Here is a 25,336-nt window from a genome sequence, read left to right on the forward strand (position 1 = left end):
CTCCTCGGCGGCATCCGAACTCCCCCTCCGCTCCGAAGAGGGGGCATGGATCATGACGACCTCGGCCTCCGCCGCGTCGTCGTCCCCACCGGGGCGGCGCCGATCGTGGTGCACGCGGGTCGGCGGTCGGGGAGCCCCGTCGCCACGATCCTGCTGCACGGCGCGGCCGGGTCGTGGCGTACGTGGCGTCCGATGATCGCGGCGAGCGACCAGCTCCGCCTCCCCCTGTCGGACGTCGTCGCGGTCGATCTCCCGGGCTGGGGCGAGACGCCGGGGCCGGTGCCGGAGCCGGCCGAGATCGCGGTGGCGGTAGCCGGCGTCGCCCGCGCACTCGGCTACCCGAGATGGCGCGTCGTCGGGCACTCGCTCGGGGGCGTGATCGCTCTCGACGTCGCAGCCCGCTTCCCCCGTGAGACCGTCGCGGTCGGGGTGGTCTCCCCCAGCGGCGCCGGTGCGCGCGCCGTCGCCCGGCGGCCGTTCCGTCAGGCTCCGAGGCTGCCGTGGTTGGCGGGGATGGTTCTCGCCATGCGGGTGTTGCGCGGTCTCGGCCCCCTCGCCCGCCCGCTGCTGCGCCTACTGCGTCGCACGGGAGCGTTGCACAGCCTCTCTCGCCCGCTCTTCCGGCATCCGGAGAGCGTTGACCGGTCGGTGACCGACGATCTCGCCGACGAGATCCGTCCCTCGGCCTTCCTGTCCGCGGCCCACCTCTCTCGCGCGCACGACGACGGCGTGTGGCGACGCATCTCGTGCCCGGTGCGCTCCGTCCGGGGTGCGGGCGATGTCTTCGTCGCCGAGCGCGACGCCCGCCAGTGGGAGCGACTGATGCGCGACTACGACGACCGTGTTCTGGAAGAGAGCGGGCACTTCGCCCACGTCGAGCAACCGGTCGAGACCCTGCGCGCGCTGCGCGAGGTGTGGGCTGCGGACCGCGCCCCGGCATCGCGCGGAAGAGGGGGAAGATCCGGCGGCGCCTCTGCGCGTCGAGCGGGGTTCAGGGCAGACGCGAGATCGTGACCCGCCGCGGGGCGTCGGCGTCGAGCTCGACGGTGTGCACGGCGATCTCGCCGCAGGCGTTGTCGACCCCGCGTCCCCCGACCTGACGGTCGATCTCGATCTCCCACCACGTGTCGGCGAGGTACTCCGCGACGCCGCGGCCCCACTCCACGATCACCGCGGAACCCGCGACGTCGATGTCGAGATCATCGAGCTCGACCGCGGCCCCCAGTCGATAGGCGTCGACGTGCACGAGAGGGGTGCCCCCGACCAACGAGGGATGGGTGCGGGCGATCACGAAGGTGGGGCTCTGGACGGGACCCCGGATGCCGAGCCCCTCGCCGATTCCCCGGGTCAGGGTCGTCTTGCCGGCGCCGAGAGGCCCGGTCAGCACGACCACGTCGCCCGGGGCCAGTGCGCGGCCGATCTGCCGGCCCAGCTCCTCCATGTCGCTCGGGCTCTCGATCACCCGCTCGCCGAGCAGTGCGTCGGGAACACTCACGCGCGGACCTCCCGTCGGGGCACGCGCACGCCGACGCGCGTGACGATCTCGTAGTCGATGGTGTCGGCGGCATCCGCCCAGTCCCGCGCCGAAGGCACGCCCAGGGTCGGGTCTCCGAAGAGGACGACCTCGTCGCCCACCGCGACCGGGTGATCGCCCACATCGACGATGAACTGGTCCATCGCGATGCGTCCGGCCACGGTGAACCGGCGGCCGTTGATCGAGACCGGCCCCCGACCCGAAGCCTGCCGGGGCACGCCGTCGGCGTAGCCGAGGGGGACCAGCGCGAGCGTCGTCTCGCGGTCGGTGCGGTAGTCGTATCCGTAGGACACCCCCGTGCCCGCAGGAACCCGCCGGACGGCCGCGACCGCGCCGCGCAGGGTCATGGCCGGGCGCAGGCCCAGGTCGGCCGACGAGCGATGCTCGAACGGGGAGATGCCGTACAGACCGATGCCGATCCGCACGCACCCGAGCCGGGTCTCGGGTAGCGCGATGGCCGCGTTCGTGGCCGCGATGTGCCGCAGCGGCGGATTCAGCCCCACGGACGCCGCGAGCACCACTCCTTCTTCGAACCGGGCGAGAGCGGCGCGATCGTCGGCCTCGCTCGTGTTCGACAGGTGCGAGAACAGCCCGACCACGCGCAGCCGGCCGATGCGCTCGAGACGCGCGGCCTCGGAGAACACCATGCGCCATTCGGCGGGGGCGATGCCGTTTCGAGACAGCCCGGTCTCGATCTTGAGGTGCACGGTCGCGGGTCGCTCACCGTGAGCGGCCTCGGCCGCGCGGAGCAGCTGGTCGATGTCGGAGATACCGAGCTCGATCTCTTCGCGCACGGCCTCGACGAACGATGCGCCCGGAGCGTGCAGCCAGGCGAAGAGCGGGGCGGTGATGCCGGCGCGGCGCAGAGCCAGCGCCTCGTCGATGTCGGACACGCCGATGCGCGTCGCCCCTCCGCGAAGCGCAGCGACGGCTGTGCGGTGAGCCCCGTGCCCGTACCCGGCGGCCTTGACGACCGCGATGATCTCCGACCCCGTCAACGCGCGCAGATGACGGACGTTCTCGGTGATCGCATCGACGTCGATCATCGCTTCGCGCAGCACTCCCGGTGCCATCGTCATGCGTCGTCCTCTCGAGTGGGCGGATTCACGGATGCCGGGGCCTCGGCGCCCGCGCGGGATTCGGCGATGACATACGCCGTCGCCAGCCCCGCGTCGTGCGACATCGACAGATGCAGGGCCGTGATCCCCCGGCGGGCGACCGTGGCAGCCGTCTCGCCGCTGAGCGAGAAGACCGGACGTCCCGACGCCTCCGAGGTGACCTCGATGTCGATCCAGTGCACGCCGTCGGATCCGCCCAGCGCCTTGATCAGGGCTTCTTTCGCCGCGTACCGCGCCGCCAGGGAGCGGGGCTTGAGCGTGCGCTCGGTCGCCGAGAACAGGCGGGGAATGAGCCGAGGGGTACGCCGCAGATGCTCCTCGAACCGCGGAACGTCGACGAGGTCGACGCCGATACCGACGATCACGTGCGCTCCCCTCTCGACTTCACTCTTATTCTGCCGGTGCCTGCGGACACCGAGACGACGAAGGGGCCGGATGCCACGGCATCCGGCCCCTTCGATGCGGTGTCTATTCGACCGTCACCGACTTGGCGAGGTTGCGCGGCTGGTCCACGTCGAGCCCCTTCGCCTCGGCCAGGCCCATCGCGAAGATGTGCAGCGGCACGACGGCCAGGAGCGGCTCGAACATCGGCGCCGCCAACGGGATGCGCAGCACCTCGTCGGCCGCGGGGAGCACGGCGACGTCTCCCTCTTCGGCGATCGCGATGACACGGGCACCGCGGGCACGGATCTCCTCGATGTTCGAGACGACCTTCTTGTGCATCTCGCCCGAGCCGCGAGGGCTGGGAACGACGACGAAGACCGGCTGACCGGGCTCGATGAGCGCGATCGGGCCGTGCTTGAGCTCACCGGCGGCGAAGCCCTCGGCGTGGATGTAGGCGAGCTCTTTGAGCTTGAGCGCTCCTTCGAGCGCGATCGGGTAACCGACATTGCGGCCGAGGAACAGCACCGATCGGGTGTCGGCCATCCAGTGCGCGAGCTGCTCGATCCGGGCCTGCTCGGTCTCGAGCACGCGCGCGATCTTGCCGGGCACCGCCTCGAGCTCGGTCACGGCCTCGACGGCGACGACCGGATCGACCGCACCGCGGACGCGGCCGACGTGCAGGGCGAGCAGGTAGAGAGCGGTGATCTGCGCGACGAATGCCTTCGTCGAGGCGACGGCGACCTCGGGACCCGCGTGCGTGTAGACGATCGCGTCGGATTCGCGCGGGATCGTCGCCCCCTGGGTGTTGCAGATCGACAGGGTCTTGGCACCGCGCGAACGCGCGTACTTGACAGCCATCAGGGTGTCCATGGTCTCGCCCGACTGACTGATCGAGACGACCAGCGTGCGGGGGGTGAGCACGGGGTTGCGGTAGCGGAACTCGTGCGCCAGCTCGACGTCGACGGGGACACGGGTCCAGGTCTCGAGGGCGTACTTGCCGACCATGCCGGCGTACGCCGCCGTGCCGCACGCGATGACGAGGATACGGTCGATGTCGGCGAGGAAGTCGTCCATGCCGTCGAGCTCGGGGATCTCGACCCGGCCCTCGTGGATGCGACCGCGGATGGTGTTGGCGACGGCCTCGGGCTCCTCCGAGACCTCCTTGGCCATGAACGATGACCAGCCGCCCTTCTCCGCGGCCGAGGCGTCCCAGGTGACCTCGAAAGCCTCGACCTCGACGGGGGCGCCCGAGAAGTCCGTGACCTCGACACCCTCGGGGGTGATGGCCACGATCTCGTCCTGGCCGATGGCCAGCGCGTTGCGCGTGTGCTCGACGAAGGCGGCGACGTCGGAGCCGAGGAAGTTCTCTCCCTCGCCCAGACCGATCACGAGCGGCGAGTTGCGGCGGGCACCGACGACCAGGCCCGGGTGATCCTCGTGCATCGCGAGGAGCGTGTACGCCCCCTCGAGTCGCGACACGACCGAGCGGAACGCCTGCACCAGGTCTTTGGTGCGCGCGTACTCGCGACCGATCATGACCGCGGCGACCTCGGTGTCGGTCTCGCTGCGGAACGCGAAGCCGTCGCCGACGAGCTCGCTCTTGAGCTCGGCGAAGTTCTCGATGATGCCGTTGTGGATCACGGCGAGCTTGTCGTCGTCAGCCAGGTGCGGGTGGGCGTTCGCGTCGGTGGGTCCACCGTGCGTAGCCCAGCGGGTGTGACCGATGCCGGTGGTGCCGTTCGGCATGGGCGTGGACTCGAGGTCGTCACGCAGCACGGCGAGCTTTCCCGCGCGCTTGCGCATGTCGAGCCGCCCGTCGCCGTCGATCACGGCGATCCCGGCGGAGTCGTACCCCCGGTACTCCAGACGCGACAGACCCGCCAGAAGGATGTCCTGGCTCTGCCGAGGACCCACGTACCCGATGATTCCGCACATGGATTCGAGTCTACGTGGCGGGGCTGAGCAAACCCCTCCGCGGCCGCTCGGGAGCCGGGCCCGAGCGATTTCGGAGCCGCACGGCGGAGACCAGGTCGCTCCCGGGCCGGCCCGTTCAGAGCTTGCGGAGCAGCACGGTCTCGACCGTGTGGTCGGCACCCTTCTGAAGCACGAGCTTCGCGCGATGGCGCGTGGGCAGCACGTTCTCTTCGAGGTTCGGCAGGTTGATCTCGCGCCAGTATCCGAGCGCACGCTCGACGGCCTCTTCGTCGCTGATGTCGGCGAAGACCTTGAAGAACGAGGTCGGATTGGTGAAGGCGTTGTCGCGCAGCGCGAGGAAGCGGTCGACGTACCAGCGTTCGATGTGCGCCGCATCGGCATCGACGTAGATCGAGAAGTCGAACAGATCGCTGACGGCCACTTCGTTCGGCGACGGCGGCGGCTGGAGCACGTTCAGCCCCTCGACGATGACGACGTCGGGTCGATGAACCGTGACGTGCGCGTCGGGCATGATGTCGTATCGCACGTGGGAGTAGAACGGAGCCCGCGCCTCCTCCGCACCCGACTTCACCTCGCTGAGGAACTCCACGAGCGCCCGCCGGTCGTACGACTCCGGGAAGCCCTTGCGGTCCATGAGACCGCGCCGTTCCAACTCAGCGTTCGAATAGAGGAATCCGTCGGTGGTCACCAGCTCCACCCGAGGGGTGTCGGGCCAGCGGCTCATCAGCTCGCGCAGCAGACGCGCGATGGTCGACTTGCCCACCGCCACAGACCCGGCGACTCCGATCACGAAGGGAGTCGTGGCATCCGGCTCCCCCAGGAAGGTGCTCGTGTCGGCACCGAGCCGACGGGTGGCCCGCGCGTACAGGCTCAACAGACGACTCAACGGCAGGTAGACCTCGGCGACCTCGCGGGGGTCCAGCCGGTCACCGATGCCGCGCAACTGCACGATCTCGTTCTCCGTCAGCGGCTGCTCCAGCCCACCGGCCATGCGAGCCCAGTCGTCGCGGTCGATCTGACGGTAGGGGCTCAGCGACGGCGCGGGAGCTGCGGTCTCGGTCTCGGCGGCGGACACCCGCTCATGCTACCCGGGGCGTCACCCTCCCTCGCCGACCCCGGCCGTCTCTCCGCGGCCACTACGCTCGGGTCGTGCGCCTGGGAGTCCTCGACATCGGTTCGAACACCGTCCACCTGCTCGTCGCGAACGCCCGGGCGGGAGGACGACCGACCGCCACCACCTCGCACCGCTCCGTGCTCCGGCTGATGCGCTACCTGCTGCCCGACGGGTCCATCTCGCAGGAGGGTGTGCGGGGACTGGTGGATGCCGTGACCGCCGCGCGCGATCGCGCCCGCGCCGAGCGGGTCGACGAGCTCCTCGCCACGGCCACCTCCGCGGTGCGCGACGCGACCAACGGAGAGGAGGTCATCGCCCTCATCGAGGAAGCGCTCGGACAGCCCCTCCAGGTTCTGGGCGGGGAGACCGAGGCCCGCTTCACCTACCTCGCGGTGAGGCGCTGGTTCGGCTGGTCGGCGGGGCAGATCCTGCTGTTCGACATCGGCGGCGGCTCCCTCGAGATCGCGGGCGGCGCCGACGAGCTCCCCGATCTCGCCGAGTCCGTGCCGCTCGGCGCGGGACGCTCCACGGTGCAGTTCCTCCCCCACGACCCTCCCAGCGGCGAGGAGATCGACGCGCTGCGTCAGCACGCGGCATCCGTCCTCGCCCCCGTCGCCGAGCGCTTCGCCGCCCTCCCGCGCCCCGACCACGTGGTGGGGTCGTCCAAGGCCATCCGATCGCTCGCGAAACTGGCGGGCTATCCCGTCCCCGGCTGGTCGGGCATCGACCGCATGGTGCTGCCTCGCAGAGAGCTGAAGGACTGGATCCCGCGGCTCGCTCGCATCCCCGCCGACGCACGCGAGGCCCTGCCGGGCATCACCGCCGACCGCACGTTCCAGATCGTGGCCGCCGCGGTCGTCGTCGAGCGCGCCATGAAAGCGCTCGATGTCGAGGAGCTCGAGGTCTCACCCTGGGCGCTGCGCGAGGGCGTCCTGCTGCGCTACATCGAATCGCTCGAGTACTGATCACCGCGGCATCCCTTCGACGGGACCTCCGCGGACGTCAGCGCCGATCGAGGACGGGGCGGGCGTGCTCGACGCACGTCCGCCCCGTCCTCCGGGGTCAGAGGGCGAGGCGCTCCCGCACGACCTCGGCCAGCCGATCGGCGTGTGCGCGGGCGTCCTCTTCGGAGGCCGCTTCGACCATCACTCGCACGAGCTGCTCGGTGCCCGACGCGCGCAGCAGCACACGACCGGAGTCGCCGAGCTCGGCCGTCGACGCGGCCACGGCTCGCTGGACGCCCTCGTCGCTCACGCCGTCGCGATCCACGCCGCGCACGTTCACCAGCACCTGCGGGTAGACGGTCATGATCGAGGCGAGCTCAGCCAGCGTCTTGTCTTGACGGGCCATCTCGGCCACGAGGTGCAGGCCGGTCAAGAGGCCGTCACCGGTGGTGGCGAAATCGCTCATGATCACGTGTCCGGACTGCTCGCCGCCGAGGGAGTAGCCGCCCTCGTTCATCGCTTCGAGCACATAGCGGTCACCCACGCCGGTCTGCAGAACCCGGATGCCGTGGGCCTGCATCGCACGGTGGAGTCCCAGGTTGCTCATGACCGTCGCCACGAGCGTGTCATCGGCGAGCGCCCCGCGCTCCTTCATCGCGACCGCGAGGATCGCCATGATCTGATCGCCGTCGACGATCTTGCCCTGCGCGTCGACGGCGAGGCAGCGGTCGGCGTCACCGTCGTGGGCGATGCCGACGTCGGCGCCCAGACGTACGACGGCCTCGGCGAGCACGTCGAGGTGCGTCGAGCCCACGCCGTCGTTGATGTTCAAGCCGTCGGGCTCGGCTCCGATGACCGTCACCTGGGCGCCCGCGTCCTTGAAGGTCTCGGGCGACACGCCCGCCGCCGCGCCGTGGGCGCAGTCGAGGACGACGTGGATGCCGTCGAGACGGTGCGGCAGAGACCCGAGAAGGTGCAGCACGTAGCGGTCCTCGGCGTCGGCGAAACGACGAATGCGCCCGACTCCCGCGCCGGTGGGCTGCAGCCGCTCGCCTTCGAGGGCGCTCTCGATGCGCTGCTCGACGATGTCGGGCAGCTTGGTTCCGCCACGGGCGAAGATCTTGATGCCGTTGTCAGGGGCCGGGTTGTGCGACGCCGACACCATCACGCCGAAGTCGGCGTCGTGGTCGGCGATGAGGAACGCGGTGGCTGGAGTGGGGATGACGCCGGCGTCGAGAACGTCGACACCGGAGGAGGCCAGGCCTGCGGCGACCGCGGCCGAGAGGAACTCCCCCGAGACACGCGGGTCGCGGGCGACGACGGCCGTGAGGCGACGGCCCTCGGCCTTGCGCGCTTCCGCAGAACGGCCCTGGCCCAGGACGACAGCAGTCGCCTGGGCCAGGTGCAGCGCGAGTTCGGCGGTGAGGAGGCCGTTGGCCAGCCCCCGCACCCCGTCCGTGCCGAAGAGAGGCATACGGAGGATCGAACTCAGCGCTTGGAGTACTGAGGCGCCTTGCGGGCCTTCTTGAGACCGGCCTTCTTGCGCTCCTTGACGCGAGCGTCACGCGAGAGGAAGCCGGCCTTCTTGAGGGTCGGGCGGTTGTTCTCGGCGTCGATCTCGTTGAGCGCGCGAGCGATGCCCAGGCGCAGCGCGCCGGCCTGACCCGAGGGGCCACCACCGGAGATGCGCGCGATCACGTCGTACGAGCCGGCGAGCTCGAGCACCGTGAACGGGTCGTTGATCAGCTGCTGGTGCAGCTTGTTCGGGAAGTAGTCCTCGATCGTGCGGCCGTTGACCGTGATCGTGCCCGAGCCGGGAACGAGACGCACGCGGGCGATTGCCTGCTTGCGACGGCCCACGGCTGCGCCGGGAACCGAGAGCACGGGGCGCTCGGTGGCGACGACCGACTGCTCGGCCGGCGTCTCGGTGCTGTAGTTGCTGGAGTCGATGTTCGACACTGTTTCGTCCTTATCCGGCGGCGCTTACTGGGCGACCTGGTCGAAGGTGTATGCCGTGGGCTGCTGAGCACCGTGGGGGTGCTCGGCGCCACGGTAGACCTTGAGCTTCTTGAGCTGCGCCGCGCCGAGGCTGTTCTTGGGCAGCATGCCGCGGATGGCCTTCTCGACCGCGCGGACAGGGTTCTTCTCGAGAAGTTCGTCGTAGGTGACGGACTTCAGTCCGCCCGGGAAGCCCGAGTGGCGGTAGGCCTTCTTCTGCGTGAGCTTCTGGCCCGTGAGCGCGACCTTTTCGGCGTTGATCACGATGACGAAGTCACCAGAGTCGATGTGGTTGGCGAAGGTCGCCTTGTGCTTGCCGCGGAGGAGGACCGCCGCGTGCGAGGCCAGACGGCCGAGAACGACGTCGGTGGCGTCGATAACGACCCACTCGCGCGTGACCTCAGCGGCCTTGGGGGTGAAAGTGCGCGTCACAGTAGTGCTGCTTTCTTGATCGAACGGAGGAGTTCGTGAATCCCGCTCCGGTGGTCCGTTACCCCGCCGATGGCGGGAGAACAGGGCCGGTGGAGGGCTCACGTTCGGGCGACCCGCTCGCAGAGAGGCGGGCACCAAAGATCGAGACTACGCCATTCGGATGCCATGACCAAACGCTGCCGCCTCCGCCCGGCGGGAATCGGGCCTCTCACTCCGCCCCTGCACGGGACTCCTCCTGCGCCCTCACTCACAGATGCCCCGCCACCGATCGGGTGGCGGGGCATCTCGGCATCCGTCGCGTCCTCCGCGGGTGCGGGCGAGAGTGGGGACGCGTGCGGCGGCGGGGTCAGCGCTTCAGGAAGTCGATCAGCACGCGGTTGAACTCGTCGGCGTGGCTGACGTTGACGCCGTGGGGCGCTCCGGCGACCACGTGCAGCTCGCTGCCGGCGATCGCCTCGTGGGTGCGCTTGCCCGACCCCTCGAAGGGCACGGTTCCGTCGCTGTCACCGTGGATGACGAGGGCCGGCACCGTCACGTTCGGGAGGTCTTCGCGGAAGTCCGTCGTCGCGAAGGCCTCCATCGACTTCAGGGCGGCGTGGTGGTCGGCCTGGTTGGCCAGCCGCTCGGCCTCGGCGCGCTCGGCCTCCGGGACGGCGAGAGTGCCGTCGACGGAGAAGAAGTCGGTGGTGAACTGGTGATAGAACGCCTTCTCGTCGCCCTTCAGACCCTGCTTCATCCCGTCCGCGGTCGCGTCGTCGAGCGGACCCTCGGGGTTGTCGTCGGTCTGGGCGAGATACGGCGGCACCGCGGCCGCGAAGACGACGCTGTGCACACGGTCGGATCCGTGACGGGTCAGGTAGCGGGCGACCTCACCACCGCCCATCGAGAAGCCGACGAGCGTGACGTCGCGCAGGTCGAGAGCCTCGAGCACAGCCTCCAGGTCGTTGCTGAAGGTGTCGTAGTCGTAGCCGGTGTGCGGCTTGTCGCTGCGCCCGAAACCGCGACGGTCATAGGTCACGACGCGGTAGCCTGCGGCTTCGAGGGCGGGCACCTGGTGAGCCCAGGACTCACCCGAGAGGGGCCAGCCGTGGATGAGGACGACGGCGCGGCCCGTGCCGCCGGTGTCGTCGACGTGGAGGTCGATGTCGGTCAGAAGTCCGTGGTGTGCGGTGATCTCGCTCATGGCAGCCATGGTTCGAGTCGAAGCTGGACGCAAGGGAGCGGTTGACGCACTGCGGCCGACTTGGTATTGATCGCGACGGCAGCGTCGGCTGGCAGAACCGCGCACTCGGCGCAACCCCGAACGAACGCCGAAGCGAGACCGGGCGCCCTCACTACACTCGGTGCATGAGCCACGCCTCCGACGGTCACAGTCCAGGCGCCCGGGTGACCCCGGGCGATGTCCTCCCCCTCGTCACGGTGGTGACCCGGTGAACGATCTCGCGCTCAACATCGTGCTGGTCGTGGTCTTCGTTCTGGTCGGCGGCGTCTTCGCTGCGACCGAGATGGCCCTGGTCACTCTTCGCGAGAGTCAGGTGAACGCCCTCGCAGCCCGCGGTCGGCGCGGCCAGAAGGTCGCCGACCTCGCGCGCAACCCCAACACGTTCCTCTCCGCCGTGCAGATCGGGGTGACGGTGGCCGGGTTCGCCTCCGCAGCGTACGGAGCGTCATCGATCGCCCCGTCCGTCACGCCCCTCTTCACCAACCTCGGCCTCGACCAGGGCGCCGCAGCCACGATCGCCACGATCACGTTGACCCTCGTCATCGCGTATCTGTCGCTCGTGCTCGGTGAACTGGTCCCCAAGCGCCTCGCCATCCAGCGCAACGCCGCGTTCGCCTACGCCGTCGCCCCGGTGCTGAACGGCTTCGCGAAGCTCATGCGGCCGGTGATCTGGCTGCTGTCGATCTCGACCAACGTGCTCGTCCGCCTCCTCGGAGGCGATCCGAACAAGACCGGCGAGGAACTGACCGACGAGGAGTTGCGCGACATCGTCTCGAGCCACGAAGGGCTCCCCGCCGACGAGCGCCGCATCCTCGACGACGTCCTCTCGCTCCGGGACCGCCACGTCAGCGAGGTCATGCGCCCTCGACCCGAGGTCGTGACCCTCGACGCCGGCGGCACGATCGCCGACGCCTACGAGCAGGTCCGCGATCTGCCCTTCTCGCGCTATCCCGTGGCGGAGCAGACTATCGACGACGTCGTCGGCTTCGTCCACGTGCGCGACCTCACCGACGACCCGGAGCGTGCCCTGAGCGCGGTCATGCGTGAGATCCGCTACATCCCGTCGACCGCCCGCGTCCTGCCGACGCTCACCGCGATGCGCGCCGAGGGCAGCCACATCGCCGTCGTCGTCGACGAGTACGGCGGCACCGACGGGATCGTGACCCTCGAAGACCTCGTCGAGGAGGTCGTGGGAGAGATCTTCGACGAGTACGACACGGATGCCGAGCAGCCCCTGTCGGAGGGAGAGCACGGGACCGTCGAGGGACGCCTGAACCTCCAGGACTTCGAGGAGGCGACGGGTGTCGCACTGGCTCGCGGAGCCTCCGACACCGTCGGCGGGTTCGTGGTCGAACGTCTGGGTCGCCTCGCCCACGTCGGCGATGTCGTCGAGGTGGACGGCGCGACGCTGCAGGTGAGCGCGGTCGACCGACGTCGCGTAGCGGAGCTGCTGGTGACCCGGCATCCCGTCGATGCAACCGGTGACGGCGGCGAGCGCACCGATCGAGCATGATCATCCCGGCGTGAGCCGACGGCACGAACCCGTCGGCTCGCGCGCAGAGGGCGATCAGGCGCGGTCGCCGCTGAGGGGATCGCTCGGTGCACCGAGCTCGAGATGGTGCCCGCCATGCGCCTCCTGTTGCGCTGTCTCACGGCCGAGTGTCAGAGCCTGACCTCCTCGACCCACCCGACCGATTGCGGGCAGTTTGGTTGTGCACAACCAAGTTGTGTGCAATAGTTCCCTCATGCCCGCCGTCGATCAGCTCGTGTGCTTCGCGCTCTACGCCGCCAACCGCACGACGACGCAGGCCTACCGCGCACTCCTCGAACCGTGGAACCTCACCTACCCGCAGTACATCGCCCTGGTCACCCTGTGGAGCGACGGAGAGCAGACCGTCGGCAGCCTCGGCGAGGCGCTGCAGCTCGACTCCGGCACGCTCTCCCCCATGCTCGCCCGCATGGAGAACGCCGGTTACCTCACCCGCACGCGCCGCACCGATGACGAACGCGTGGTGACCGTGGCGCTGACCGAGCGAGGCATCGCCTTGCGCACCGAGCTGGCCCACGTCCCGCGCTGCATCGCCGCGGGCTCCGGCCTCACCGACGCCAGCAGCGCCCGTGAGCTGATCGATGCGCTGCATCGACTCACCGACGCCATGAAAGACCTGCGCGATCACCCCGATGAAGTGCGCGACGCCGACGCGGCGCGCCACCCGGCCTGACGACCGCACCCCCACCGTCCCTAGAAAGGAACACCATGGACGTTCTCTACACCGCCGAAGCCGTCTCCACCGGCCAGGGCCGCCTCGGCCACGTGACCGCCGGCACGTACATCGACCTCGACGTCGCTCCCCCCAAGGAGCTCGGCGGCTCCGGCGCCGGCACCAACCCCGAGCAGTTGTTCGCCGCCGGGTACGCCGCATGCTTCCACGGCGCCCTGCACTCCGTCGCCCGCGCGCACAAGGTCAAGATCGAGGACTCCTCGGTCGGCGGCCGCGTCCACATCGGCCCCAACGGCCAGGGCGGCTACCAGCTGGCCGTGCTGCTCGAGGTCGTTCTGCCCGGTATCGAGAGCGATCTCGCCCAGCAGCTCGCCGACGAGGCCCACCAGGTCTGCCCCTACTCGAACGCGACGCGCGGCAACATCGAGGTCACCGTCACCGTCTCGGAGGACTGACCTCTCCTGAACCCCGGGGCGAGGCGCTGAGCCCCACGTATCGCGCCTCGTCCCGGCCTGCCGCCCCTCACCCCGGGGCGGCTTCGTCGTCTCGGCGTACAGTGACTGTCGTGATCCGGGTGATTGTCGTCGACGATGAGGCGCTCGTCCGTTCCGGCTTCGCCTTCATCCTCAACGCGGCGGACGACATCGAGGTGGTCGCCGCGGTCGGCGGACCCGACGCTCTCGCCGCCATCCGCACCCTCCATCCCGACGTCGTCCTCCTCGACATCCGGATGCCGGAGCTCAGCGGCCTCGACATCCTCGCCGCACTGCGAGACGACGCGGATCGGCCCGTGGTCGGCATCCTGACGACGTTCGCGGCCGACGAGTCCATCACCCGGGCCCTGCGAGACGGTGCTTCCGGCTTCCTCGTGAAGGACACCGATCCCGCCTGCCTCGCGGCGATGGTGCGCTCTCTCGCCGCGGGTGGGGTCGTCCTGTCGCCGGAGGTCTCCCGCGCTCTGGTCGACGGTTACGCGGGAAGACCCGACCTCGACGCCGCGCGTCGTGTCGCTCTCCTGACCGACCGCGAGCGCGACGTCCTCGAGTGGCTCCCCACCGGCGACTCGAACGCCGACATCGGTCGTCGGCTGCACCTGAGCTCCGCGACGGTCAAAGACCACGTCAGCTCGATCCTGGGCAAGCTGTCGGTGTCGTCGCGGGTCGAGGCCGCCCTGATCGCGGAACGGGCCAGCTCTCCGGCTGAACGACGCTGACGCGAGCAGGGACGGCTCAGATCAACCGGAGCTCGCCCTCCGTCATGCCGTACGAGCGACGTAGCCACTGCCCGAAGCCCGGTTGGGCGAGGCAGGCCGCTGCGGTGTCGCACGTGACCACGGGGTCCTGCGCCGCATAGGTCGCGTAGACCTCGACCTTCGCATCGAGGACCTCCCCCTCGACGTTGATCGGCTCGTGCTGCGAGGGATAACCGATGTAGTAGGTGACGGCCCCCGGCGCGATCCCGACGACCGGCGCCACCGCTCGAACCAGTGATCCGACGCACGAGTGGTCGGGGTGGTCCCCCCGCGCGAACGCGCTCTCGTGCGGGATGTTCGTCGTGACGTGGTCGGGGCGTGCGGCGTGGATCAGCTCCGCGACGGTCTCCGAAAGACGGCGCGCATCGAGCGTCGGACCGTCGTCGATCGGAGCGAGGGCGGGCACCGTGCCGTTGATGAGCTGGGTGAGACCGGCCTCGCCCGTCGTCGCGAAGCCTTTCCCGCTGAGGTTGCCGTCCGGCAGACGGAGAACGGTGATCGAAAGACGAGGATCGTCTGCGGGCACGAAACGCGTGACCCGCGCGCCGCTTCGAAGCGTCAGCTGGGTGGTGTCCCACGGTTGGGTGCTGCCGCGCATCTCGTCGTACGCGGCTCGGATGCCCGCCTCGCGCTGTTGCGCATAAGCGAGGCCCCGGCCGGCGTCGCCCGCGGTCACGAAGATGGTGCGCAGCGTCGCCCCCGAGCCGATGATCCCCGCGAGGTGGGGGTTGGCGAAGATGATGTCGTCGTCGGCGTGGGCCCAGACCGCCACGGTCGTGTCGTCGCCGGGCTCCTCGAAGGCGGGAGAGACGGGACGCGGCGAAGCATCGGGCACCGGCACGATGGGGCTGAGCTTGACCCAGGTCCCCTCCGGAGGCGCCGAGCGCCGGATCTCGCGATAGACGAGAGCTCCACCCCCGAGCACGGCGAGTCCGCCGACGGCGACGCCACCGAACACCAGCGCTCTCCGGGATATCCCGGACCGACGCGGCGTTGCCGATTCACCGGGTGCCCGATCGGCACCCGAAGGCTCGTCGATGTCACTCACGGCGACTCCGTCCTGTACTTCGCCCCCCGGCGACGGATTGCGGGTTTCCCCTCGCCCTCGGGCGCCCTCCGACGTTATCGCGGCGGTCGGTCTTTACGAACTCGAAACCCCGCAGCCCCGCCACCCGGCGGGGTGGGGCGAACCCCTTCGGCGGATCACGTTCCCACGTCACCGACAGCCGCACCGACGTCACGCACCAGACGCATCGGCGATGCTCAGCGCGCACCTAACGAAGGTGACAACACTCCCCCTATGCAGACGTCCACACCGCCGCGGTCGCTGTCGCCCGTAGCCCTGCGCATCCGCGCCGTCCTGAACGAGTGGGATCCGATCGGAGTCCACCACATCGGTCAAGGATGGCCCGACGACGAATACGACGACCTGATCCTGCCCATCCTCGAAGCCCTCGACGCACGCCCCTCCGTCGACGAGTTGGCCGCCGAACTGCGCACCGTCGTCGAGAACGACTACGGCCTCCCCGCTCCCGAGGGCTGCCGGGAGACCGCGCGCTCCCTCCTCCACCTCTCACCGATAAACCCCGGCGCGGGCGGATGCAAGCCCTGCCGTTCGGTCACCCCGACGTCATAACGTCCCCTCCATGGCAGATCTCTCCCGCCCGCAGACGCCCGATCCGTACCCCCTCCTTCCGTCCGTACCATCATTCGACGTGGTCAGCGATGACGTCACCGATGGACAACCGCTCGCGGACGACCAGGTCGCCGACAAGGGCAACACCTCGCCCCAGCTCAGCTGGTCGAACGTCCCCGAAGGAACCAAGTCGTTCGTGATCACGGGCTTCGACCCCGACGCCCCCACCCCGAGCGGCTTCTGGCACTGGGTACTCGTCGACGTCCCGGCGGACGTGCGCGAGCTGGCTTCCGGGGCCGCCTCGGGCGACCTCCCGGGTCACGCCTTCCACGTCCGCAACGACGGCGGCGAGGCAGGCTTCCTCGGAGCCGCTCCCCCGCAGGGCGACCAGCCCCACCGCTACTTCTTCGTCGTGCACGCCGTCAGCGAGGAATCGCTCGGCGTCGACGCCGATGCCACCCCGGCCGTCGTCTCGTTCAACCTGGCGTTCAAAACGCTCGGTCGGGCGATCCTCCACGGCACCTACCGGCACTGAGGTTCGGATCGTGACCGAGCGCGGCGCGGGTTTCGACAAGGACCAGACCATCACCGGGGTCGAGGAGCGCCTTCACGCGCGCTTCCCCGATGCGGAACCGGGAGTGGTGCACGAAGAGGCCGTCATCGCGGTCGACAAGTACGCCGACGCGCCCGTGAAGGACTTCGTCGACATCATCGCCGAGCGCGACGCACGAGCCGCGGTCGAGGGGTCGCTCTCGAGCGAGTCCTGAGCCCGCGGGGAACGCCGGAGCGGCTCAGCCCATCTGGAGTTCGGCTTCGGTCTTGGGGTAGGACCTCTGCAGCCACTCGCCGAACTTGCGGGTCTTCAGACACGCGTTGCGATCGGCGCAGCGGATCACCTGATCCTGTTGCGTGTAGATGCGGTACGTGTCGACCTTGGTGTCGAGCACCGCCCCGTCCAGGTTCCGAGGCAGGTTCTCGGAGGGGTACCCCACGAAGTACCGGATGCCGGGGCCCACGGCCGCGTCCGAGGTCAGAGTGTCACGGATGAGAGCGCCGACGGCCGAATGATCGGGGTGGTCGCCGGGGGCGAAAGCGCTGCCCCGGGGGATATGGGTGAGGGTGCTCTGCGGAGCGAACGCGGAAGCCAGTTCCCGGATCGAACCCACGAGCTGATCCCGCGTCACCGCCGCTCCCCCGTCGACCGGGGCGAGCGAGGCCTCGGTTCCGTCGTAGAGCTTGCTCAGGGTCGCGTGCGCGGTCGCATCGAACCCGGCGCCCGTGATGTTGCCGTCCGGCAGCCGCAGATAGAGCACCGACAGACGCGCGTCGTCCCTCGGCGTCAGCCGCCGCAGGTGCACGCCGGTCCCGAGGGCGATCTCCGTGGCATCCCACTCGCCGTCCTTGCCGCGCATGGCGTTGTACGCGCGCAGGATGCCGAGCTCCCGTGCCCGCACGTAGTCCATTCCCTTCCCCGCGTCTCCCGCCGTGACGAACACGGTGCGCACGCACCGGCCGGCGGCGATCGCATCCGAGATGGTGGGGTTGGCGAAGATGATGTCATCGTCGGGATGCGCCCAGATCGTCATCAGCGTCGACGACCCCTCGCATCCCTGGGCGGCCGGCGAGACCGGCGGCGCCGGGGGCGCCGGGGGCGGCGTGGGTGTCGCCGACGTCGACGGCGACGGGGCGGGAGAAGAGGTCGTCTCGTGAGCCGGTGCGGGCGACGAGGTCGCCGCCGGCTCGGGCCGAAGCAGCGCGAACGCGAAGACACCGGCGACGGCGGTCACCACGAGAGCGGCGATCGCGATCGCCGCGATCAGACCGGCCTGCACCCGGAGAGGGCGACGCGGCGGCGACGCGGTGCGGGGCATCGGAACCTTTCGTGCGGGCGGCAGTGGCGACCCCGCCGTGCGGCACGATCTCGCGGCAGCCGATCACGGCTGATCCGCGCCCGAGTGTAGGGGAACGCCCACCGCCCGACCAACCTGTCGTCGGCCGATACGAGCCCGAACCACGAACGTTCACGTTTCCCGCGTATGACAAGAGAAACAGGGTGAGTTGACGGGTGAATTTTGCCTGTTACTGTTCGCGGGAGAGTCCCCGCGCACGCGGGGGATGGGGAGAGGGGCACACATGGCGACATCTGGCCTACGCCCCGGCGCGTCGCCCTCTGACGCCGACCCCGACGGAACCGCCCCCGCACTCGACCAGAACCCTGCGGAGGAGTCCGTGTCGACCATGACATCGGTGCCCTCCGCGGCCTCGACGCCCCCCGCGCACGTTCGCGACCCCTGGCGCGGACGATACCGACGCAACCTCGTGCTCACCGACTTCGCCGCCCTCGTCTGGGTCGTCTACGGCACCCAGCTCCTCTGGTTCGGGCTGGGGAATGCGCAGCTCGCCGCGGGGCGTGACAGCCGCATCAACGACCTGTCGTACTGGGCCTTCTCCGCGATCCTCATCGTCACCTGGATGTGGGCCCTCGCCTTCGTCGATTCGCGCAGCGACCGCGCTATCGGCACGGGTTCCACGGAGTACGTGCGCATCGCCGACGCCAGCTTCCGGCTGTTCGGAACCATCGCCATCATCGCCTTCCTGACGCAGATCGATGTCGCGCGGGGCTACCTGCTGGTGAGCCTGCCGCTCGGCATCCTGGTCCTCTGTTTCACCCGCTGGATGTGGCGGCAGTGGCTCGTCGTCCAACGCTCCCGTGGTCGGTACTCCGCGCACGTGCTCCTGGTCGGGTCGCTCCCCTCCGTGACGCAACTCGCCCGGGAGTTCGCCCGCAGCCCCAGCGCGGGATACCGCGTCGTCGGTGCCTGCGTGCCGAACGGACGGATCGCCGACACCATCCCCGGCTCGGTGGTCCCGATCATGGGACATGTCGGCGACGTGACGCGCGCACTGCACGCGACGGGGGCCGACACGGTCGCGATCACCAGCGCGGACGAGCTCCCCGCCGAGAAGGTGAAGGAGATCTCGTGGAGCCTGGAGGCCGGTCGTCAGCATCTCGTCCTCGCCCCGAGCATCGTCGACATCGCCGGCCCGCGCCTGCACACCAGACCCGTCGCCGGCCTGCCCCTCATCCACGTCGAGACGCCGAAGTTCTCGAGGGGGCAGAGCTTCCTGAAGAGGTCCGTCGACCTCGTGGCTGCGAGCATCGGACTGGTGCTCCTCAGCCCGGTCCTGCTGTTCCTGACCGTCGCGGTGCGGCTGTCGAGCGAGGGTCCGGTCCTCTTCCGCCAGATTCGCGTCGGCTTTCGCGGGCGGGAGTTCACCATGTTCAAGTTCCGGTCGATGGTCGTCAACGCCGAGGAGCTGCGCGCACAGCTCACCGCCCAGCAGCGTGATTCCGGCAACGAGGTGCTGTTCAAGATGAAGAACGATCCGCGGGTCACGCCCATCGGGCGCGTGATGCGGAAATTCAGCCTCGACGAGCTCCCCCAGCTCTTCAATGTGATCGGCGGCTCGATGTCGCTGGTCGGACCGCGTCCCCCCCTGCCGTCAGAGGTGGCGGTCTACGCCGACCACGTCCACAGACGTTTCCTCGCCAAGCCCGGTATCACCGGCCTCTGGCAGGTCAGCGGGCGATCATCCCTCTCCTGGGAGGATTCGGTACGACTCGATCTGTCGTACGTGGAGAACTGGACGCTTCTGGGCGATTTCGTCATTCTCGGCAAGACGGCTCGCGCAGCGCTCGCTCCCGGCGAGACCGCTGCGTGACGCAGTCTGCGCCGCCCGTTCCGGCCCTGCTCCTATCGCCGTCGGTTCTCTCCGCGGAAATCTGAAAGGCTCTCATCGTGCGTCTGTCTGTCATAGGTTGCGGATACTTGGGAGCCGTCCACGCGGCGGCGATGGCCTCGATCGGCCACGATGTGGTGGGAATCGACGTCGACGAGCGGAAGATCGAGACGCTGTCGAGGGGCGAAGCGCCGTTCTTCGAGCCCGGGCTGCAGGAGATCCTCACTGAGGGCATCGCCTCGGGTCGGTTGTCCTTCACGACCGACATGTCGGCTGCGCAAGGGGCGGCGGTGCACTTCATCGGCGTCGGCACGCCGCAGCAATCCGGCGGACATGCGGCAGATCTGACCTACGTCGACGCGGCCGTCGACGCGCTCGCTCCCTTCCTCTCTCCGGGTGATGTGGTCGCCGGCAAGTCGACCGTCCCGGTCGGCACCGCCGCTCGTCTGGCACCGCGGGTGGCCGAGCGCGGCGCGGTGCTGGTGTGGAACCCGGAGTTCCTGCGGGAAGGGTGGGCGGTTCAAGACACCGTCGACCCCGATCGGTTGGTCGCCGGCGTCCCCTCGAGCGACGGGTCCCCCACCGACGAAGGCGAGCGCACCGCCGAGATCCTCCGCGAGGTCTACCACCCGTCCATCGCCAAGGGCACGCCCTTCATCGTCACCGACTACGCGACGGCCGAACTGGTGAAGGTCGCCGCGAACGCGTTCCTCGCCACCAAGATCAGCTTCATCAACGCCATGGCCGAGATCGCCGAGGTGACGGGCGCCGATGTGACCACCCTGGCCGACGCGCTCGGCCACGACGTCCGAATCGGGCGCCGCTTCCTCGGCGCGGGCATCGGTTTCGGGGGCGGGTGCCTCCCGAAGGACATCCGAGCCTTCTCGGCGCGCGCCGAGGAGCTCGGACGCGGAGCTTCCGTCGCTTTCCTCCGCGAGGTCGACGCCATCAACCTCCGCCGCCGGGACCGCGCTGTCGAGCTCGCCACCAGCGCGCTGGGGGGCAGCGTCTTCGGTGCGAAGATCGCCGTCCTGGGAGCCGCCTTCAAACCGCACAGCGACGACATCCGGGACTCCCCGGCGCTCGACGTCGCCGTCCGACTGCACGGCCTGGGGGCACGGGTCACCCTGACGGACCCCGCGGCGATCGACAACGCCCGCCGTATGCACCCGCAACTCACCTACGATGCAGACCTCGACGCCACCCTTCGGGACGCGGACGCGGTCATCGTCGTGACCGAGTGGGACGAGTACCGTCGGCACCTCAGCCCCGAACACGCGTCCTCGTTGGCGCGCGGCCGCACCGTGATCGACGGTCGCAACTGCCTCGATCCGGTGGCGTGGCGCGCCGCGGGATGGACCTATCACGGCATGGGTCGCCCCTGACGAGGCAGAGGGGCCGGCGCCGCTCGTACGAGACCGACCCTCGCCGCTGATCCCGACTCTTCGGCGATCACTCGTGACGAAATCCCCGTGCGGCACGTCTTCGTCGTGACGGATCTCGCGCCGCGGCCCCCGGCCGCCGAACCCGCGAGATCCTGATCGACAAGGAGGATGCCATGCGCAACAAGCTCATCGTGATCGGTGCCATCGCCCTGCTCGCCTACGTGATCGGCACCCGCAGCCCGCGCGTCCAGGTCAAGAGTCGCGAATCGGTGGGCCACCAGGTGGTGCGTCTGTGGAACGATCCACGCGCCCGCAAGCGCCGCCACAAGGCCGCGAAGAAGGCGGCCGCCGCCGCTGAGAAGCGCGCCCGGAGGACGCTGCGCGATCTGCGGAAGTAGCCCCGGACGCGACCGGGCACGGCCACTGCGGAGGTCGGACCGGGCAGGGGCCTCCTCGCGCCCGCTCGGTCTGTGCCGCCGTGCGGCGGCGTGTGGACCCGAGCGGGGTCGTCGCGGCGATGGCCGTTGCGGCCCACCACTCATCGCCTCTGTCGGAGCCGCCCTTCGGCAGCGCCTGCCGTCGTTCATCCGCGCCGGAGCGTCTGTGGACAACCGGCCGTTGCCTCACGTGCGCATGTATAAATAGGCATGCTTGGGATAACACCCCGCCTCACTCCGGCCACCGACCTCGACGACCTCCTCGCAGGGTTCGCACCACCATGCCGGTCGTGCGGGGGCACCGTCGAGCCCCTCCAGCGGGGACGCGCAGCCTGGTGGCACTGTCATCGATGCGGCCTCGCTCGAATCGACTGAGCCGCACCCAGCTACGCTGACCACGTGATGGCAAGCATCCTGATCTCGATCACCGCCGTCGTCTCGGCGGTACTCGTCGGGTTCGTCGCGCGTCGGGTCCTCGGGACCGCGGTCGGTTGGCCGCGGAGCATCGTCGTGGGACTCCTGGTCTTCCTCCTGGGAGTGCCGTCGGCGGGGTGGACCCTGCGGCAGACGGGCTTGCCCGATGCCTCGGCATCCATTCCCTCCGAAGACGTGTGGATCTGGGCGGGATTGATCACGCTCTCGCTCGCGTGGGTCTTCGCCCTCGGGGTCGCCGCCCTCGTGGCGAGCGAGGCGATCTTCCCGACCCGCCCGCTGCCCAACCCGATCGATGTGGTCCGGGCCGCGCTCCGCCAGCGCAAGCGGACCCGACGGTATCTGGAGATCCTCGCGATCGCCTCGCGCCACGGCGTCGGTTGGCTCTTCCACGGCGGCCGCGCCCGCGTGGAGGAGCAGCTCAGCACCTCCGAGGAACGTGCCCGCGCCATCGTGGCGACCCTGAACGACGCCGGCGTCAGCTTCGTCAAGCTGGGCCAGGTGCTGTCCACCCGACGAGACCTCGTGCCGGAGCCGTACCTGAGCGCCCTCGCCTCCCTGCAGACGAATGCGACGACCCTCCCCTGGGATACCGTGCGATCGGTCATCGAGGCAGACCTGGGGCGATCCATCGACTCCGTGTTCGCCGAGGTCGATCCCCTCCCCCTCGCCGCAGCCTCGGTCGCACAGGTGCACCGGGCCCGACTGCTCGACGGCACGGCCGTGGTCGTCAAAGTGCAGCGACCCGCGGCTCGCGCGCAAGTGGAGGCGGATGCCGACATCATCGGGCGTCTCGCTCATCGAGCCGAGGCGCGCACGCGCGTCGGTCGCGACCTCCGAATCGAGTCCGTCGCCCGCGGATTCACCGCCACTCTTCTCGAAGAGCTCGACTATCGCATCGAGGCACGCAACACCCAGATGATCGGATCGACCCTCGAACTGATCGATCGCGCGGAGCCCGACCGACGAGGCCTCATCACCGTCCCGGACATCTTCTCCGAGGCCTCCGGCCAGCGAGTGCTCACGATGGGGCTCGTCGACGGAACAGCTCTGAGCGACTCGGCGGCTCGAATCGCCCTCCTCGACCCCGCCCAGCGCGATCGCCTCGCGGAGACACTGATGGCGACGGTCCTCGAGCAGATCCTGGTCTACGGGGTCTTCCACGCCGACCTGCACCCGGGCAACGTCGTACTGAAGACCGACGGCACCCTCGGCCTCATCGATTTCGGCGCCGTCGGCATCATCGAGCGCAGCCGACGCCAGCACATGACGGCTTTCCTTCTCGCCGCTCTCAGCGAGAACGATGTCGCGGCCACCGACGCGCTCCTGCTCATCGTCGATGCGCCCGAAGACGTGGATCTGGAGGCCTTCCGGCACGACATCGGCGTCGTCCTGACCACGGAGCATCTGCGCACGAGCGGTCACGGCTCGATCTTCACCCGAATGGTCGACGTGATCCGCCAGCATCACATCGCTCTGCCGGGCGAGCTGGCGTCCGCCTTCCGCAGTTTCGCCACTCTCGAGGGCTGTCTCCGGGTCATCGTCGACGAGTTCGACATGGTCGGCCGAGCGCTTCCCCTCATGCCGACCCTGCTGCGCCGGACGGTGTCGGTCAAACGTATGGCCACCGACGCCCAGGCCCAGGCGGTCATCGCCCTCGCTCGTCTCGAACAGATACCGCGCCGCCTCGATGCGCTGCTCACCGGGGTTGAGAAGGGCTCCATCGGCATCACCCTTCGCAGCGCCGACGGAGAGGACGTCAGCGGCATCCTCGGTCGGGCCACGGGCGAGATCGCCTCCACCCTGGTCTCGATCGCAGCGGTGGTCATCGCCGTGGTCCTGGTGATCGCGGGGGGAGGCCCCGTCCTCGGGGGATCCATCACGTTGTTCGCGGTGCTCGGCGCGGTGGTCGGGCTCTTCGGCTTCCTCGGTCTCCTTCGTATCGTGCGCAGAACGTTCGGCCGCCGCGGCTGAGGCCGGCGCACCCGGGAGCACTCTCTCGGAACGGGCGACGCGTGTCTACAGTGTTCCGTGCCCGCCGATCGATCGCCTTCCCGTCGCCGCTACGTCGCGACGGCGGTGACGGCCGTCTATCTCGCCGCCCTGGGCGTCATCCTGCTCTGGCCCGACCACCTCGACCGCAAGGCGGGCGCCGCCTACGCCGTCCTCTACGAGCTCTTCCCCGGGGCGACCCCCCGAACCATGGACTTCGGTCTCAACGTCGTCCTGTTCGTCCCTTTCGGCGTCGTCCTGGGGGTGGTCCTCAGAGGACATCCATGGCGGCTCCTCGGTATCGCCTGCGCCGTCCCGCTTCTCGTCGAGATCTTCCAAGGGGTCTTCCTCCCCGGGCGTACGAGCAGCGTTGTCGATGTGGTCGCCAACGCGCTGGGCGCTCTCATCGGGGCGGCCGCGATGGCTCTGGGACGAGGCCTCCTCATCGGCCGACGCACTCGACCACGTCGCTGAGTTCGCCGGGGTCAGTCGATGTCGCGCTCCGGTACGAGGAGGCCGCTGATCTCGGCGTCGCTCCAAACACCGGCCACGAGTGCGCGGGCGGCGTGCACCGGGACGGACACGGATACGCCGACCCCGGTCTCGACGATGACCCAGGTCTCGACGTCTGCGGCTCGCCGCAGCAGGCCGATCTCCACCTCGGTGGCGACGCCGACGCCGCGCACCACGGAGTCGCGCACGCGAGCGCTGACCCCGATACCCGCGCTGCGGTGGTCTTCATCGTCGGGATGAACGGTTGCGCCGTGCTCGGTGACGCACCAGGCGAAAACACACCCCCGGGCGTCTCGGATCTGTTCGTTTCGCCGTGCAGTCATGCCTGACACCTCTCTGTCGGGGCCGCCGCTGTCGGCGACCCTGAAACCGGTGGGCACGAACGCATTACATCGCGAACCTCCGACACCGCCCTCACCGACCGGGAGGGAGACCCTTCGGCGGGGTGGGGATCAGGTCGCGAAGCGGGATGCCGAGCACGTCCGAGAGCGCGACGAGGGTCCGAAGGCGCGGATTCGCGGCGGTGCCGGGATTGGACTCGCCCTTCTCGAGCTTCCGATAGGTGAAGGTCGCGAGGCCCGCCGCGTGGGCGACCTGCTCCTGGGACATTCGCTTCTCGGCGCGGGCGCGGATCATTCGCACGCCCAACTCGCGGGCGAACTCTGTCCAGGGGTCGGGCGCGTCGTTCATGAGACCAGCTTGATCGGCGGTCAACGCTCACATGAACATGTTTACATGCCTCCCGCCGACACGTGAGGCGCTCCGTGGCGGTGACCCGAACGGGTGGCACGCCTGCAGAGCCGGGTGAGGTGGCGGGTGAGCATCGGGGCGTCGGGGGTTCGCTGTCTCGGGGCGTGCGCGCGGACGACCCGCGGCTTACGCCGGTTTCCCCCGACACCGCACGATCAGGCGCCGGGGCCGGGCACCCGACCGAGGCACAAGAGTCCGCCGCCCATCGGCCTCCCGTCCGCGGAACAGGGCTCCCAGAGAGCCCTCCGAGCGGCGAACGGGGAGCGCTCAGCGCTGCGCGTCTCACTCACCGAGT

General features: G+C 69.6%; 27 protein-coding genes. 14 read left to right on the top strand and 13 right to left on the bottom strand.

The window, feature by feature from the left end:
* Positions 1 to 45 precede the first annotated feature (45 nt).
* Positions 46 to 1,014 (top strand): alpha/beta fold hydrolase, encoded by a 969-nt coding sequence (locus AB6V29_RS07500; protein ID WP_369357888.1) that lies wholly within the window; start codon positions 46 to 48, stop codon positions 1,012 to 1,014.
* On the opposite strand, the gene tsaE is transcribed toward AB6V29_RS07500, so the two are convergent.
* From tsaE to coaA, 5 genes are all read right to left on the bottom strand, one after another.
* Positions 992 to 1,495, bottom strand: coding sequence for a tRNA (adenosine(37)-N6)-threonylcarbamoyltransferase complex ATPase subunit type 1 TsaE (tsaE, locus tag AB6V29_RS07505; protein WP_267786164.1), 504 nt, complete (start codon positions 1,493 to 1,495; stop codon positions 992 to 994). The genes AB6V29_RS07500 and tsaE overlap by 23 nt on opposite strands.
* Positions 1,492 to 2,613: an alanine racemase gene (gene alr, locus AB6V29_RS07510; protein WP_369357890.1), complete on the bottom strand. Its 1,122-nt coding sequence runs from the start codon at positions 2,611 to 2,613 to the stop codon at positions 1,492 to 1,494. The genes tsaE and alr overlap by 4 nt, the downstream gene beginning before the upstream one ends.
* Positions 2,610 to 3,017, bottom strand: a complete 408-nt coding sequence (locus tag AB6V29_RS07515) for a holo-ACP synthase (RefSeq protein ID WP_210072289.1) — start codon at positions 3,015 to 3,017, stop codon at positions 2,610 to 2,612. Before AB6V29_RS07515 ends, alr begins: the two co-directional genes overlap by 4 nt.
* Positions 3,018 to 3,120: 103 nt before the next feature.
* Positions 3,121 to 4,971 carry a glutamine--fructose-6-phosphate transaminase (isomerizing) gene (gene glmS, locus AB6V29_RS07520; protein ID WP_307315150.1) on the bottom strand — a complete coding sequence of 617 codons (1,851 nt, stop codon included), beginning with the start codon at positions 4,969 to 4,971 and terminating at the stop codon, positions 3,121 to 3,123.
* Positions 4,972 to 5,086: 115 nt separating this feature from the next.
* Positions 5,087 to 6,046, bottom strand: a complete 960-nt coding sequence (gene coaA, locus AB6V29_RS07525; RefSeq protein WP_210072291.1) for a type I pantothenate kinase — start codon at positions 6,044 to 6,046, stop codon at positions 5,087 to 5,089.
* Between the two features lie 74 nt (positions 6,047 to 6,120).
* Here coaA and AB6V29_RS07530 point away from each other — a divergent pair, with 74 nt between their 5' ends.
* Positions 6,121 to 7,050 (top strand): Ppx/GppA phosphatase family protein, encoded by a 930-nt coding sequence (locus tag AB6V29_RS07530; RefSeq protein ID WP_210072292.1) that lies wholly within the window; start codon positions 6,121 to 6,123, stop codon positions 7,048 to 7,050.
* Positions 7,051 to 7,147: 97 nt separating this feature from the next.
* Here the strand turns inward: AB6V29_RS07530 and glmM are convergent, their stop codons facing one another.
* From glmM to AB6V29_RS07550, 4 genes are all read right to left on the bottom strand, one after another.
* Positions 7,148 to 8,503 (bottom strand): phosphoglucosamine mutase, encoded by a 1,356-nt coding sequence (gene glmM, locus AB6V29_RS07535; RefSeq protein ID WP_267786160.1) that lies wholly within the window; start codon positions 8,501 to 8,503, stop codon positions 7,148 to 7,150.
* A gap of 14 nt (positions 8,504 to 8,517) precedes the next feature.
* Positions 8,518 to 8,979: a 30S ribosomal protein S9 gene (gene rpsI / locus AB6V29_RS07540; protein WP_269453426.1), complete on the bottom strand. Its 462-nt coding sequence runs from the start codon at positions 8,977 to 8,979 to the stop codon at positions 8,518 to 8,520.
* 33 nt (positions 8,980 to 9,012) lie between these two features.
* On the bottom strand, positions 9,013 to 9,459 hold the full coding sequence (gene rplM / locus AB6V29_RS07545) for a 50S ribosomal protein L13 (protein ID WP_094734663.1): 447 nt from the start codon (positions 9,457 to 9,459) through the stop codon (positions 9,013 to 9,015).
* A 346-nt stretch (positions 9,460 to 9,805) separates the two neighbouring features.
* Positions 9,806 to 10,642, bottom strand: coding sequence for an alpha/beta fold hydrolase (locus AB6V29_RS07550; RefSeq protein ID WP_267789374.1), 837 nt, complete (start codon positions 10,640 to 10,642; stop codon positions 9,806 to 9,808).
* A gap of 247 nt (positions 10,643 to 10,889) precedes the next feature.
* Here AB6V29_RS07550 and AB6V29_RS07555 point away from each other — a divergent pair, with 247 nt between their 5' ends.
* The 4 genes from AB6V29_RS07555 (at position 10,890) to AB6V29_RS07570 (ending at position 14,116) form a co-directional block, all read left to right on the top strand.
* The gene (locus AB6V29_RS07555) at positions 10,890 to 12,194 is read left to right on the top strand and encodes a hemolysin family protein (protein ID WP_210072294.1); all 1,305 of its coding nucleotides are present in this window, start codon (positions 10,890 to 10,892) and stop codon (positions 12,192 to 12,194) included.
* A 232-nt stretch (positions 12,195 to 12,426) separates the two neighbouring features.
* A complete protein-coding gene (locus AB6V29_RS07560) occupies positions 12,427 to 12,903 on the top strand; it encodes a MarR family winged helix-turn-helix transcriptional regulator (protein WP_369357895.1) in 477 nt (158 codons plus the stop codon).
* Between the two features lie 35 nt (positions 12,904 to 12,938).
* Positions 12,939 to 13,358 (top strand): organic hydroperoxide resistance protein, encoded by a 420-nt coding sequence (locus tag AB6V29_RS07565; protein ID WP_210072296.1) that lies wholly within the window; start codon positions 12,939 to 12,941, stop codon positions 13,356 to 13,358.
* Between the two features lie 110 nt (positions 13,359 to 13,468).
* Positions 13,469 to 14,116: a response regulator transcription factor gene (locus AB6V29_RS07570; RefSeq protein ID WP_210072297.1), complete on the top strand. Its 648-nt coding sequence runs from the start codon at positions 13,469 to 13,471 to the stop codon at positions 14,114 to 14,116.
* A gap of 16 nt (positions 14,117 to 14,132) precedes the next feature.
* Here the strand turns inward: AB6V29_RS07570 and AB6V29_RS07575 are convergent, their stop codons facing one another.
* Entirely contained in the window at positions 14,133 to 15,113 is a 981-nt protein-coding gene (locus tag AB6V29_RS07575) for a PIG-L family deacetylase (protein WP_307315136.1), read from the bottom strand.
* Between the two features lie 342 nt (positions 15,114 to 15,455).
* Here AB6V29_RS07575 and AB6V29_RS07580 point away from each other — a divergent pair, with 342 nt between their 5' ends.
* Genes AB6V29_RS07580 through AB6V29_RS07590 form a run of 3 tightly spaced genes read left to right on the top strand, consistent with a single transcriptional unit; the run spans position 15,456 to position 16,558 of the window.
* The gene (locus AB6V29_RS07580) at positions 15,456 to 15,791 is read left to right on the top strand and encodes a hypothetical protein (RefSeq protein ID WP_369357898.1); all 336 of its coding nucleotides are present in this window, start codon (positions 15,456 to 15,458) and stop codon (positions 15,789 to 15,791) included.
* A 10-nt stretch (positions 15,792 to 15,801) separates the two neighbouring features.
* On the top strand, positions 15,802 to 16,326 hold the full coding sequence (locus AB6V29_RS07585; protein ID WP_210072300.1) for a YbhB/YbcL family Raf kinase inhibitor-like protein: 525 nt from the start codon (positions 15,802 to 15,804) through the stop codon (positions 16,324 to 16,326).
* A 10-nt stretch (positions 16,327 to 16,336) separates the two neighbouring features.
* Positions 16,337 to 16,558, top strand: coding sequence for a three-helix bundle dimerization domain-containing protein (locus tag AB6V29_RS07590; RefSeq protein WP_369357901.1), 222 nt, complete (start codon positions 16,337 to 16,339; stop codon positions 16,556 to 16,558).
* Between the two features lie 24 nt (positions 16,559 to 16,582).
* On the opposite strand, the gene AB6V29_RS07595 is transcribed toward AB6V29_RS07590, so the two are convergent.
* Positions 16,583 to 17,662, bottom strand: a complete 1,080-nt coding sequence (locus AB6V29_RS07595; RefSeq protein WP_369357903.1) for a PIG-L family deacetylase — start codon at positions 17,660 to 17,662, stop codon at positions 16,583 to 16,585.
* Between the two features lie 262 nt (positions 17,663 to 17,924).
* Between AB6V29_RS07595 and AB6V29_RS07600 the strand changes: the two genes are divergently transcribed.
* The 5 genes from AB6V29_RS07600 (at position 17,925) to AB6V29_RS07620 (ending at position 24,252) form a co-directional block, all read left to right on the top strand.
* The gene (locus tag AB6V29_RS07600; RefSeq protein WP_369357905.1) at positions 17,925 to 19,514 is read left to right on the top strand and encodes a sugar transferase; all 1,590 of its coding nucleotides are present in this window, start codon (positions 17,925 to 17,927) and stop codon (positions 19,512 to 19,514) included.
* Between the two features lie 77 nt (positions 19,515 to 19,591).
* On the top strand, positions 19,592 to 20,917 hold the full coding sequence (locus AB6V29_RS07605; RefSeq protein ID WP_369357906.1) for a UDP-glucose/GDP-mannose dehydrogenase family protein: 1,326 nt from the start codon (positions 19,592 to 19,594) through the stop codon (positions 20,915 to 20,917).
* 173 nt (positions 20,918 to 21,090) lie between these two features.
* Positions 21,091 to 21,315 carry a hypothetical protein gene (locus AB6V29_RS07610; RefSeq protein WP_369357907.1) on the top strand — a complete coding sequence of 75 codons (225 nt, stop codon included), beginning with the start codon at positions 21,091 to 21,093 and terminating at the stop codon, positions 21,313 to 21,315.
* Positions 21,316 to 21,756: 441 nt separating this feature from the next.
* Positions 21,757 to 23,760 carry an AarF/ABC1/UbiB kinase family protein gene (locus tag AB6V29_RS07615; protein ID WP_307458743.1) on the top strand — a complete coding sequence of 668 codons (2,004 nt, stop codon included), beginning with the start codon at positions 21,757 to 21,759 and terminating at the stop codon, positions 23,758 to 23,760.
* A gap of 57 nt (positions 23,761 to 23,817) precedes the next feature.
* Positions 23,818 to 24,252 carry a VanZ family protein gene (locus AB6V29_RS07620; RefSeq protein ID WP_267786150.1) on the top strand — a complete coding sequence of 145 codons (435 nt, stop codon included), beginning with the start codon at positions 23,818 to 23,820 and terminating at the stop codon, positions 24,250 to 24,252.
* Positions 24,253 to 24,263: 11 nt separating this feature from the next.
* Here the strand turns inward: AB6V29_RS07620 and AB6V29_RS07625 are convergent, their stop codons facing one another.
* A complete protein-coding gene (locus AB6V29_RS07625) occupies positions 24,264 to 24,614 on the bottom strand; it encodes a hypothetical protein (RefSeq protein WP_267786149.1) in 351 nt (116 codons plus the stop codon).
* A 91-nt stretch (positions 24,615 to 24,705) separates the two neighbouring features.
* Positions 24,706 to 24,981 (bottom strand): helix-turn-helix transcriptional regulator, encoded by a 276-nt coding sequence (locus AB6V29_RS07630; protein WP_210072308.1) that lies wholly within the window; start codon positions 24,979 to 24,981, stop codon positions 24,706 to 24,708.
* Between the last annotated feature and the right edge of the window lie 355 nt (positions 24,982 to 25,336).

Origin of the sequence: Microbacterium sp. 20-116 (assembly GCF_041079415.1) — a bacterium.
Taxonomy (GTDB): domain Bacteria; phylum Actinomycetota; class Actinomycetes; order Actinomycetales; family Microbacteriaceae; genus Microbacterium.

What these genes read in the sequence shown, in the direction of transcription:
- AB6V29_RS07630 (WP_210072308.1), bottom strand. Translation starts at nt 24,981, where the DNA reads ATGAACGACGCGCCCGACCCCTGGACAGAGTTCGCCCGCGAGTTGGGC.
- AB6V29_RS07600 (WP_369357905.1), top strand. Translation starts at nt 17,925, where the DNA reads ATGGCGACATCTGGCCTACGCCCCGGCGCGTCGCCCTCTGACGCCGAC.
- glmS (WP_307315150.1), bottom strand. Translation starts at nt 4,971, where the DNA reads ATGTGCGGAATCATCGGGTACGTGGGTCCTCGGCAGAGCCAGGACATC.
- alr (WP_369357890.1), bottom strand. Translation starts at nt 2,613, where the DNA reads ATGACGATGGCACCGGGAGTGCTGCGCGAAGCGATGATCGACGTCGAT.
- AB6V29_RS07550 (WP_267789374.1), bottom strand. Translation starts at nt 10,642, where the DNA reads ATGAGCGAGATCACCGCACACCACGGACTTCTGACCGACATCGACCTC.
- AB6V29_RS07585 (WP_210072300.1), top strand. Translation starts at nt 15,802, where the DNA reads ATGGCAGATCTCTCCCGCCCGCAGACGCCCGATCCGTACCCCCTCCTT.
- AB6V29_RS07565 (WP_210072296.1), top strand. Translation starts at nt 12,939, where the DNA reads ATGGACGTTCTCTACACCGCCGAAGCCGTCTCCACCGGCCAGGGCCGC.
- glmM (WP_267786160.1), bottom strand. Translation starts at nt 8,503, where the DNA reads ATGCCTCTCTTCGGCACGGACGGGGTGCGGGGGCTGGCCAACGGCCTC.
- AB6V29_RS07580 (WP_369357898.1), top strand. Translation starts at nt 15,456, where the DNA reads ATGCAGACGTCCACACCGCCGCGGTCGCTGTCGCCCGTAGCCCTGCGC.
- AB6V29_RS07500 (WP_369357888.1), top strand. Translation starts at nt 46, where the DNA reads ATGGATCATGACGACCTCGGCCTCCGCCGCGTCGTCGTCCCCACCGGG.
- AB6V29_RS07615 (WP_307458743.1), top strand. Translation starts at nt 21,757, where the DNA reads ATGGCAAGCATCCTGATCTCGATCACCGCCGTCGTCTCGGCGGTACTC.
- AB6V29_RS07595 (WP_369357903.1), bottom strand. Translation starts at nt 17,662, where the DNA reads ATGCCCCGCACCGCGTCGCCGCCGCGTCGCCCTCTCCGGGTGCAGGCC.
- AB6V29_RS07560 (WP_369357895.1), top strand. Translation starts at nt 12,427, where the DNA reads ATGCCCGCCGTCGATCAGCTCGTGTGCTTCGCGCTCTACGCCGCCAAC.
- AB6V29_RS07625 (WP_267786149.1), bottom strand. Translation starts at nt 24,614, where the DNA reads ATGACTGCACGGCGAAACGAACAGATCCGAGACGCCCGGGGGTGTGTT.
- AB6V29_RS07610 (WP_369357907.1), top strand. Translation starts at nt 21,091, where the DNA reads ATGCGCAACAAGCTCATCGTGATCGGTGCCATCGCCCTGCTCGCCTAC.